This window comes from Pseudomonas sp. GW531-T4 (assembly GCF_017349615.1).
Taxonomy (GTDB): domain Bacteria; phylum Pseudomonadota; class Gammaproteobacteria; order Pseudomonadales; family Pseudomonadaceae; genus Aquipseudomonas; species Aquipseudomonas chlororaphis_I.
Genome location: NZ_JACMZT010000008.1, coordinates 59,859 through 69,188 on the forward strand (window position 1 = coordinate 59,859; position 9,330 = coordinate 69,188).

The following is a 9,330-nucleotide window of genomic DNA, read 5'->3' on the forward strand; positions in this document are numbered from 1 at the left end:
CATCGCGGGCAAGCCTCGCTCCTACGGATTTATACAGTCCGTAGGAGCGAGGCTTGCCCGCGATGCGGGTCAGTGCTTGAACATCACATGGCGCACGACGGTGTAGTCCTCCAGGCCGTACATGGACATGTCCTTGCCGTAGCCGGAGAGTTTCTGCCCGCCGTGGGGCATTTCGCTGACCAGCATGAAGTGGGTGTTGACCCAGGTGCAGCCATATTGCAGGCGCGCCGAGAGGCGGTGGGCGCGGCCGACATCGGCGGTCCACACCGAGGACGCCAGGCCGTAGTCCGAGTCGTTGGCCCAGCCCAGGACCTGGGCTTCGTCGGCGAAACGGGTGACCGAGACCACCGGTCCGAACACTTCGCGGCGGACGATTTCGTCGTCCTGCTGGGCGTCGGCCAGCACCGTCGGTTCGAAGAAGAAACCGTCGCCGTCCACCGTCTTGCCGCCGGTGACCAGACGGATATGCGGCTGGGCGATGGCGCGCTCGACGAAGCCGGCCACGCGGTCGCGGTGCTGGGCGCTGATCAGCGGGCCCAGCTCGGTGTCCGGGTCGCCCTGCAGGCCGTACTTGATGCTGGCGACCGCTGCGCCGAGCTTCTCGACGAAGCGTTCGTAGATGCCCTCCTGCGCATAGATGCGGCAGGCGGCGGTGCAGTCCTGGCCGGCGTTGTAGAAGCCGAAGGTGCGGATGCCGTCCACGGCGGCGTCGATGTCGGCATCGTCGAAGATGATCACCGGCGCCTTGCCGCCCAGTTCCATGTGCATGCGTTTGACGCTGTCGGCGGTGCTGGAAATGATGTTCGAGCCGGTGGCGATGGAGCCAGTGAGCGATACCATGCGCACCTTCGGATGGGTCACCAGCGGCTGGCCCACCGTGGCGCCGCGGCCGAAGACCAGGTTGAGCACGCCGGCGGGAAAGATCCCGGCTGCCAGTTCGGCCAGGCGCAGGGCGGTCAGCGGGGTCTGCTCCGAGGGCTTGAGCACCACGGTGTTGCCGGCGGCCAGGGCCGGGGCGATTTTCCAGGCGACCATCATCAGTGGGTAGTTCCACGGCGCGATGGAGGCGATTACCCCCACCGGGTCGCGACGGATCATCGACGTGTGGCCCGGCAGGTATTCGCCGCCGGCCGAACTGCTGAGGCAACGGCTGGCGCCGGCGAAGAAGCGGAACACGTCGGCAATCGCCGGGATCTCGTCGTTCAAGGCCGCGCTCAGCGGCTTGCCGCAGTTGTCCGACTCCAGCCGGGCCAGCTCTTCGCCGTGGGCTTCGATGCTGTCGGCCAGCTTGAGCAACAGCAGCGAGCGTTCTTTCGGCACGGTTTGCGACCAGCTCTGGAACGCCGCGTCGGCGGCGCGCACCGCGGCATCGACCTGGGCTTCGCTGGCCTCGTTGATGTCCACCAGCACCTTGCCCAGTGCCGGGTTGAATACCGGCTGGGCAGGGCCTTCACCAGTGACCAGTTGGCCGTTGATCAAGAGTTTGGTTTGCATGTTCGTGTCCTCTTCGAAGCTATTGTTTTTCTATGGAAACGAGCCTCGCTCCTACAGGCCCGGGTTCCAAGCCGGTTTTATTTGCCGCCGCTGCCCGCCACGCTCTCGCCGCCGCGGGTCAGGTAATAGGCGCCGAGGATCGGCAGCATGGTCACCAGCATCACCAGCATGGCGACGACGTTGGTCACCGGTACGTCCCGCGGCCGGCTGAGCTGGTTGAGCAGCCACAGCGGCAGGGTGCGTTCATGGCCGGCGGTGAAGGTGGTGACGATGATTTCGTCGAACGACAGGGCGAACGCCAGCATGCCGCCGGCCAGCAACGCCGAGCCGAGGTTCGGCAGGATGATGTAGCGGAAGGTCTGCCAGCCGTCGGCGCCCAGGTCCATCGAGGCTTCGATCAGGCTGTGGGAGGTGCGGCGCAAACGGGCGATCACGTTGTTGTAGACAATCACCACGCAGAAGGTCGCGTGGCCAACGATGATGGTGAACATCCCCGGCTCGATCCCCAAGGTCTTGAAGGTCGCCAGCAGGGCGATGCCGGTGATGATCCCCGGCAGGGCGATGGGCAGGATCAGCATCAGCGAAATGCCCTGCTTGCCGAAGAAGTCCCGCCGGTACAGCGCCGCCGAGGCCAGGGTGCCGAGGATCAGGGCGATCAGGGTGGCGATGGCGGCGATCTGCAGCGACAGCTTGATGGCCTCGAGCACGTCGGGGCGGGCGAAGGCCACGCTGAACCACTTCAGGGTGAAGCCCCGGGGCGGAAAGCTGAAGGCCGCGTCTTCGGTGTTGAAGGCGTAGAGGAAGATGATCAGGATCGGGAAATGCAGGAACAGCAACCCACCCCACGCGGCAAGGCGCAGGCCCAGTGAAGCTTGTTCTCCGTGCGTGGCTGAATCAGAGCGCATCGAAGGCCCCCAGGCGTTTGACGATGGACAGGTAAATGGCGATCAGCACGATCGGCACCAGGGTGAAGGCGGCGGCCATCGGCATGTTGCCGATCGCCCCTTGCTGGGCGTAGACCATGCTGCCGACGAAGTAGCCGGGCGGGCCCACCAGCTGCGGCACGATGAAATCGCCCAGGGTCAGGGAGAAGGTGAAGATCGAGCCGGCGGCGATGCCCGGCACCGACAGCGGCAGGATCACCTGCATGAAGGTCTGGCGCGGCTTGGCGCCGAGGTCGGCGGAGGCTTGCAGCAAGGACGGCGGCAGGCGCTCCAGGGACGCCTGGATCGGCAGGATCATGAACGGCAGCCAGATATAGACGAACACCATGAAGCGTCCCAGGTGCGAGGTCGACAGGGTGCTGCCGCCGACCCCGGGAATCCCCAGGATGAACTGCAATAGCGGCTCCAGCCCCAGGTGTTGGACGAACCACTGGGCCACGCCGCCCTTGGCCAGCAGCAGGGTCCAGGCGTAGGCCTTGACGATATAGCTGGCCCACATCGGCAGCATCACCGCGATATAGAAGAACGCCTTGGTCTTGCCGCTGGTGTAGCGCGCCATGTAGTAGGCGATGGGGAAGGCGACCACGGCGCTGGCAAGCGAGACGGCGATGGCCATGCTCAGGGTGCGCAGGATGATGTCGAAGTTCGACGGCTGGAACAGCGCGGCGAAGTTGGCCAGGGTCAGGTCCGGGGTGACCGCCATGGTGAAGTCGTCGAAGGTGTAGAAGCCTTGCCAGAGCAGGACCAGCAAGGAGCCCAGGTAGATCGCGCCGAACCAGAGCAGCGGTGGTACCAGCAGCAGCGCCAGGTACAGGTTCGGCCGCCGGTACAGCAGGTTGGAAAAGCGCCGCAGCGGCGAGCCGCCGGCGCTTTGGGGAGTGATTGCCAGGGTGTTCATGTCACACCCCGCTCGCCAGGGTATCGGCCAGCGGGATCATCGCCTCGCGGGCCCAGCGCGCGCTGATGCGTTGCCCGGTCTGGTGCTGGGCGCTGCTGTCCAGCCATTGGTCGTTGGCCTGGCTGATGCTGAGGGTCTGGCCGTTGTCCAGCTGCAGCTCGTAGCGGGTGGCGCTGCCCTGGTACTGGATATCGTGCAGCAGGCCGCTGACTTCGATCTCGTGGCTGGACAGCGGGCCTTCGGCGAAGCGCACGTGTTCCGGGCGGATCGAAAAGGGCCGCTGGCTGCCGCTCAGGCGCTCGGCCAGCTCGCCGCGAATCACGTTGGAGGTACCGACGAACTCGGCGACGAAGGTGGTGGCCGGTTTCATGTACAGGTTACGCGGGCTGTCGACCTGCTCGATGCGGCCCTTGTTGAACACCGCCACGCGGTCGGACATCGACAGGGCTTCGGTCTGGTCGTGGGTGACGAAGATGAAGGTGATGCCGAGCTGGCGCTGCAGCTTCTTCAGTTCGCCCTGCATCTGTTCGCGCAGCTTCAGGTCCAGCGCTCCCAGGGGTTCGTCCAGCAGCAGGACCCGCGGCCGATTGACCAGCGCCCGGGCCAGGGCCACGCGCTGGCGCTGGCCGCCGGACAGCTGCACCGGCTTGCGCTCGCCGTAGCCTTCCAGGGCGACCATGGCCAGGGCTTCCTCGGCGCGTTTGAGGCGCTCGGCCTTGACGACGCCTTTGACTTTCAGGCCGTAGGCCACGTTGTCGCGCACGTTCATATGGGGGAACAGCGCGTAATCCTGGAACACGGTGTTGACGTCGCGCTGGTAGGGCGGCAACCCAGTGGCTTCGGCCCCGTGGATGTGGATCGAACCGGCACTCGGCTGTTCGAAACCGGCGATCAGGCGCAGGCAGGTGGTCTTGCCCGAGCCGGAAGGGCCGAGCATGGAAAAGAACTCGCCGTCCTGGATATCGATGGAAACCCGGTCAACGGCCTTCACCTCGCCAAACTGCCGGGAAACGTTGGTGAACTGGACTGCAAGCGTCATGGTGCGGTGCTCCGGAAAAGCGCGCTGTCGAAATATGCGGGATCAGGTCTGGCGGCGAAGGCCGCTCCTGCCGGAGCGAACCTGGCGCAGGAACCTGTAGCCGCTGCCGCAGGCTGCGATCGCCCCGCAAGGGCGCGGCGATCCTCAGGGCGCACAAGGTCCTGCGGACTTGGCGCAGCCTGCGGCAGCGGCTACAGGGGCTCACCTGCCTCCCATGATCGCGATGTAATCCTGGGTCCAGCGGCTGTACGGCACGAACTTGCCGCCCTCGGCCTGCGGGGTTTTCCAGAAGGCGATCTTGTCGAACTGGTCGAAGCCGTTGGTCTTGCAGCCCTCGGCGCCCAGCAGTTCGCTTTCCTTGCAGGCCGCCGGCACGGCCGGCAGCGAGCCGAACCAGGCGGCGACGTCACCCTGGACCTTCGGCGTGAGCGACCAGTCCATCCACTTGTAGGCACAGTTGGGGTGCTTGGCCTCGCTGTGCAGCATGGTGGTGTCGGCCCAGCCGGTGGCCCCTTCCTTGGGAATGGTCGAGGCGATCGGCTGTTTCTCGTTGATCAGGCCGTTGACCTGATACGGCCAGGAGCTGGCGGCGACCACGCCTTCGTTCTTGAAGTCGCTCATCTGCACCGTGGTGTCGTGCCAGTAGCGGTGGATCAGCGGCTGCTGGGCGCGCAGCAGGTCGAGCACCGCCTTGTACTGGGCCTCGGTCAGTTCGTAAGGGTTCTGGATCCCCAGTTCCGGTTTCGCGCTCTTGAGGTACAGCGCGGCGTCGGCGATGTAGATCGGCCCGTCATAGGCTTGCACGCGGCCCTTGTTGGGCTTGCCGTCCGGCAGGTTCTGCGCATCGAACAGTACGCTCCAGCTGGTCGGCGCCTGCTTGAAGACGGTGGTGTTGTACATCAGCACGTTCGGGCCCCACTGGTAGGGCGTGCCGTAGGTCTGCTTGTCGACCACGTACCAGGGCGCGTCCTTGAGGCGTGGATCGAGGTTTTTCCAGTTGGGAATCAGCGCGGTGTTGATCGGCTGCACGCGCTTGCCGACGATCAGCCGCAGGGAGGCGTCGCCGGATGCGGTGACCAGGTCGTAGCCGCCCTTGGCCATCAGGCTGACCATCTCGTCGGAGGTGCCCGCGGTCTTGACGTTGACCTTGCAACCAGTCTCTTTCTCGAAGCCGGTGACCCAGTCGTAACTCTTGTCGCTTTCGCCACGTTCGATGTAGCCGGGCCAGGCCACGATATCCAGCTGACCTTCGCCGGCGCCGACGGCCTTGAGCGGTTCGGCGGCCTGGAGGCTGGCGCTGGCCAGCAGGGCGGTGGTGATTGCACTGAGCAGTGCGGTCTTGTGCACGAACATGGGGAAACCCTCTTCTTCAAATTATGGTCGGGGCAGTTGTGAACGTGGTGGAGCGCGCCCTAAGGGCTTGTTATTAGCTTAGTGCCGTTATTCCAGGTCATTGCCGTGGCGGGCCATGATGTGCCGCACCACGCTGTAGTCCTGCAGCGAATCGCTGGACAGGTCCTTGCCGTAGCCGGAGCGTTTCAAGCCGCCGTGGGGCATTTCGCTGGCCAGCATGAAATGGCTGTTGATCCAGGTGCAGCCGTATTGCAGGCGGGCCGCCACCTGCATGGCCTTGTCCAGGTTCTGGGTCCAGACCGACGAGGCCAGGCCGTATTCCGAGTCGTTGGCCCACTCCACCGCCTGCGCCAGCTCGTCGAAACGGGTGACGGTGACCACCGGGCCAAACACTTCGCGCTGGACGATTTCATCCTGCTGCCGGCAGCCGGCCAGCAGGGTCGGCTGATAATAGAAGCCGGCGCCCGAATGCACTGCGGCACCGGTCACCCTCTCGATATGCGGCTGGCCCAGGGCGCGTTCGACGAAGCTGGCCACGCGGTCACGCTGGCGGGTGCTGATCAGCGGGCCGATCTCGTTATCGGCATCGCGTTTGCCGGCGAACCGCAGGCTGCTCACGGCGGCGCCCAGCTCGGCCACCAGGCGGTCATGGATTCCGCCCTGGGCGTAGATCCGGCAGGCCGCGGTGCAGTCCTGGCCGGCGTTGTAGTAGCCATAGTTGCGCACGCCTTCGACCACGGCCTGCAGGTCGGCATCGTTGCAGACGATCACCGGGGCCTTGCCGCCCAGCTCCAGGTGCGTGCGTTTCAGGGTTTTCGAGGCGGCCTGGAGGATCTTCTGCCCGGTGACGATATCGCCGGTCAGCGACACCATGCGCACCTTGGGATGGCTGACCAGGTGGCTGCCGACGCCTTCGCCACCGCCGCAGACAATGTTCAGCACGCCGCGCGGCAGCAGTTCGGCCAGGGTCGGCGCCAGGGCCAGGATCGACAGCGGGGTGTGCTCCGACGGCTTGAACACCAGGGTGTTGCCGGCGGCCAGGGCCGGAGCGATCTTCCAGGCGGCCATCATGATCGGGTAGTTCCACGGCGCGATGGACGCCACCACACCGATGGGGTCGCGCCGCACCATGCTGGTGTAGCCCGGCAGGTACTCGCCGGCCAACTGGCCGGTCTGGCAGCGCACCGCGCCGGCAAAAAAACGGAACACGTCGACGGTGGCGCCCAGATCATCCTGGCGCGCCAGGTGCAGCGGTTTGCCGCAATTCAGCGATTCCAGGCGGGCCAGGTGGTCGGCCTGCTTTTCCACGGCATCGGCAATCGCCAGGAGGATGTTCGAGCGTTGCTGGGGCGTGGTGCGCGACCAGTCGGTAAAGGCGCGGTGGGCGGCGAGGATCGCGCCTTCCACCTGTTCGCTGCTGGCCTCGGCGATCTGGGTCAGCACTTCGCCGGTGGCCGGGTTGAGGATCGGCTCGACAAGCCCCTGGCCGGCGACCAATTCGCCATCGATCAACAAAGCGGTGGACAACGGAGTCTGCGCGCCAGCCATTTTCCGGGTTCTCTTTTCTTGTATGGCCATGGTGCTCTCCAGTGACGGAGGCCCGGCCCTCTCTGGACGGATGATCAGAGACTAGTGGCGGGGCCGGTGCTCGACAAATACTAAATACTGAATGCAGCGTTCGATTAAATAGATGGCTTGCGCCCGCCGTGGGGCTGTTCGCGGGCCACGGTCAGGAACGGGTCCACCAGCGTCGGGCGCGCCGCGCCACGGCGCCAGGCCAGGCCGACGTCGAGGGTCTGGCTGAGGTCGGCGATGGGCCGGGCTTCGATGATGTCGCCCTCCAGCGACCAGGGGCGATAGGTCATGTCCGGCTGGATCGACACCCCAAGCCCGGCCGCCACCAGGCTGCGCACCGCTTCGGTGGAGGCGGTGCGCAAGGTGATGCGCGGTTGCAGGCCGGCGCCGGACCACAGGCGCTGGGCGTTGCGGTCCATTTCATCGACGTTGAGCTGGATCAGCGGCTCGCGCGCGACATCCGCCAGGTTGATGCTGTCGTGTTCCAGCAGCGGATGCTGGGCGGGCAGCCACAGGCGGTGAGGGGAGTGGGTCAGCACTTCGGTCTGCAGGGCGTGGCGGTCCTCTAGGTTGGAGAGGATCAACACCCCGACGTCGATTTCGCCGCTGACCAGCAAGTGCTCGATGTACGGGCGCTCATCCTCCATCACGCGGATTTCCACATTGGGGTAGGCGCGCTGGAAACGCGTGAGCAAGTCCGCCAGGTAGTAACCGGCAACCAGGCTGGTCACGCCGACGATCAACTGGCCGGCCACCTGGTCGGTGCTCTGTTGCAGGCTGCGCTTGGCGTTGTCGACCGTGGCCAGGATCAGGTGCGCCTGGCGCAGGAACTGGTGGCCCTGGTGGGTCAGGGTCATGCCCTTGGCATGGCGGTTGAACAGGCTGACGCCGATTTCCTGTTCGAGCTGCTGGATCGCCAGGGTCAGGGTCGACTGGGAAATGAACACTGCCTGGGCGGCGGCCGAGATCGATCCGGTCTCGGCCACGGCGATGAAGTGACGGATCTGGCGCAGGGTCATCATGGGCAATCACCGGTCAGGCGTTTTTATCGACTTTTTCGAGTGTATATCTTTTTAATCGAACGACTGCCCAGGCGCATGGCCGAGTCCGGCGAAGCAACATCTGGAAGCACACTCGAGCCCAAGCGCTGGGCACTTCGATCTAGGCTGGTGGCCTTATTGATTCGATCAACTCAAATTGCTGGAGGTTTGGATGAACACCCGTGGATTGCTCGATCAATTGCTCAAGTCCGGCCAGGAGCTGTTGCAGAACAAGGCCGGGGCCCAGCAGAACAAGGCATCCGCTGCCGACAAGGGCGCGCTGGGCGGGTTGCTCGGTGGCGGGTCCGGTGGGCTCGGCAGCCTGTTATCCGGTGCTGGTGGCGGGGCGTTGGCGGCCGGCGCCATGGGCTTGCTGCTGGGCAATAAAAAAGCCCGCAAGTTCGGGGGCAAGGCGTTGACCTACGGCGGCCTGGCGGCATTGGGCGTGATCGCCTACAAGGCCTACGGCAACTGGCAGGCGCAGCAGGCCGGTGCGCCGAAAAGCGAGCCGCAGACCCTCGACCGCCTGCCCGCGCAGCAGGTCGAGCAGCACAGCCAGGCGATTCTCAAGGCGCTGGTGGCCGCAGCCAAGGCCGATGGCCATATCGACGAGCGTGAGCGCGCCCTGATCGAAGGTGAGTTCACCAGGCTGGACAACGACCAGGAGCTGCAGCACTGGTTGCACGCCGAACTCAACAAACCCTTGGACCCGGCGGATGTCGCGCGGGCCGCCGGCACGCCGGAAATGGCCGCCGAAATGTACGTCGCCAGCGTGATGCTGGTGGACGAGGAAAACTTCATGGAGAAGGCCTACCTGGATGAGCTGTCGCGTCAGCTCAAGCTGGAGCCGGGGTTGAAGCTCGAACTGGAAAAACAGGTGCGCCAGGCCAGTCTTTGACGCCAATCGGGCGTGCGCTGGAGAAAGCTTCGCACGCCCTCTTTGATGGCTGAAATACCCTCTGCTTGTGCCGGATCATCACTGGCGGC

At 65.2% G+C, this 9,330-nt stretch carries 8 protein-coding genes; 1 reads left to right on the forward strand and 7 read right to left on the reverse strand.

The features are described from left to right. Positions 1-69: 69 nt before the first annotated feature. From J4D28_RS08455 to J4D28_RS08485, 7 genes are all read right to left on the reverse strand, one after another. On the reverse strand, positions 70-1,494 hold the full coding sequence (locus J4D28_RS08455) for a gamma-aminobutyraldehyde dehydrogenase (RefSeq protein ID WP_009047161.1): 1,425 nt from the start codon (positions 1,492-1,494) through the stop codon (positions 70-72). Between the two features lie 77 nt (positions 1,495-1,571). Next, positions 1,572-2,399, reverse strand: a complete 828-nt coding sequence (locus J4D28_RS08460) for an ABC transporter permease (protein WP_016702747.1) — start codon at positions 2,397-2,399, stop codon at positions 1,572-1,574. Beyond that, a complete protein-coding gene (locus J4D28_RS08465; RefSeq protein WP_028681736.1) occupies positions 2,389-3,336 on the reverse strand; it encodes an ABC transporter permease in 948 nt (315 codons plus the stop codon). The genes J4D28_RS08460 and J4D28_RS08465 overlap by 11 nt, the downstream gene beginning before the upstream one ends. A gap of 1 nt (position 3,337) precedes the next feature. Beyond that, on the reverse strand, positions 3,338-4,375 hold the full coding sequence (locus tag J4D28_RS08470; RefSeq protein WP_103330502.1) for an ABC transporter ATP-binding protein: 1,038 nt from the start codon (positions 4,373-4,375) through the stop codon (positions 3,338-3,340). A gap of 201 nt (positions 4,376-4,576) precedes the next feature. Next, positions 4,577-5,728 (reverse strand): putative ABC transporter substrate-binding protein YdcS, encoded by a 1,152-nt coding sequence (ydcS, locus tag J4D28_RS08475; protein ID WP_009047165.1) that lies wholly within the window; start codon positions 5,726-5,728, stop codon positions 4,577-4,579. Positions 5,729-5,815: 87 nt separating this feature from the next. Further along, the gene (locus J4D28_RS08480) at positions 5,816-7,306 is read right to left on the reverse strand and encodes a gamma-aminobutyraldehyde dehydrogenase (protein ID WP_028681738.1); all 1,491 of its coding nucleotides are present in this window, start codon (positions 7,304-7,306) and stop codon (positions 5,816-5,818) included. Between the two features lie 104 nt (positions 7,307-7,410). Beyond that, the gene (locus J4D28_RS08485) at positions 7,411-8,325 is read right to left on the reverse strand and encodes a LysR family transcriptional regulator (protein WP_016705278.1); all 915 of its coding nucleotides are present in this window, start codon (positions 8,323-8,325) and stop codon (positions 7,411-7,413) included. A 190-nt stretch (positions 8,326-8,515) separates the two neighbouring features. Here J4D28_RS08485 and J4D28_RS08490 point away from each other — a divergent pair, with 190 nt between their 5' ends. Beyond that, positions 8,516-9,241, forward strand: a complete 726-nt coding sequence (locus J4D28_RS08490) for a tellurite resistance TerB family protein (RefSeq protein ID WP_103330500.1) — start codon at positions 8,516-8,518, stop codon at positions 9,239-9,241. Positions 9,242-9,330: the final 89 nt, after the last annotated feature.

What these genes read in the sequence shown, in the direction of transcription:
- J4D28_RS08460 (WP_016702747.1), bottom strand. Translation starts at nt 2,399, where the DNA reads ATGCGCTCTGATTCAGCCACGCACGGAGAACAAGCTTCACTGGGCCTG.
- ydcS (WP_009047165.1), bottom strand. Translation starts at nt 5,728, where the DNA reads ATGTTCGTGCACAAGACCGCACTGCTCAGTGCAATCACCACCGCCCTG.
- J4D28_RS08490 (WP_103330500.1), top strand. Translation starts at nt 8,516, where the DNA reads ATGAACACCCGTGGATTGCTCGATCAATTGCTCAAGTCCGGCCAGGAG.
- J4D28_RS08480 (WP_028681738.1), bottom strand. Translation starts at nt 7,306, where the DNA reads ATGGCCATACAAGAAAAGAGAACCCGGAAAATGGCTGGCGCGCAGACT.
- J4D28_RS08465 (WP_028681736.1), bottom strand. Translation starts at nt 3,336, where the DNA reads ATGAACACCCTGGCAATCACTCCCCAAAGCGCCGGCGGCTCGCCGCTG.
- J4D28_RS08470 (WP_103330502.1), bottom strand. Translation starts at nt 4,375, where the DNA reads ATGACGCTTGCAGTCCAGTTCACCAACGTTTCCCGGCAGTTTGGCGAG.
- J4D28_RS08455 (WP_009047161.1), bottom strand. Translation starts at nt 1,494, where the DNA reads ATGCAAACCAAACTCTTGATCAACGGCCAACTGGTCACTGGTGAAGGC.
- J4D28_RS08485 (WP_016705278.1), bottom strand. Translation starts at nt 8,325, where the DNA reads ATGATGACCCTGCGCCAGATCCGTCACTTCATCGCCGTGGCCGAGACC.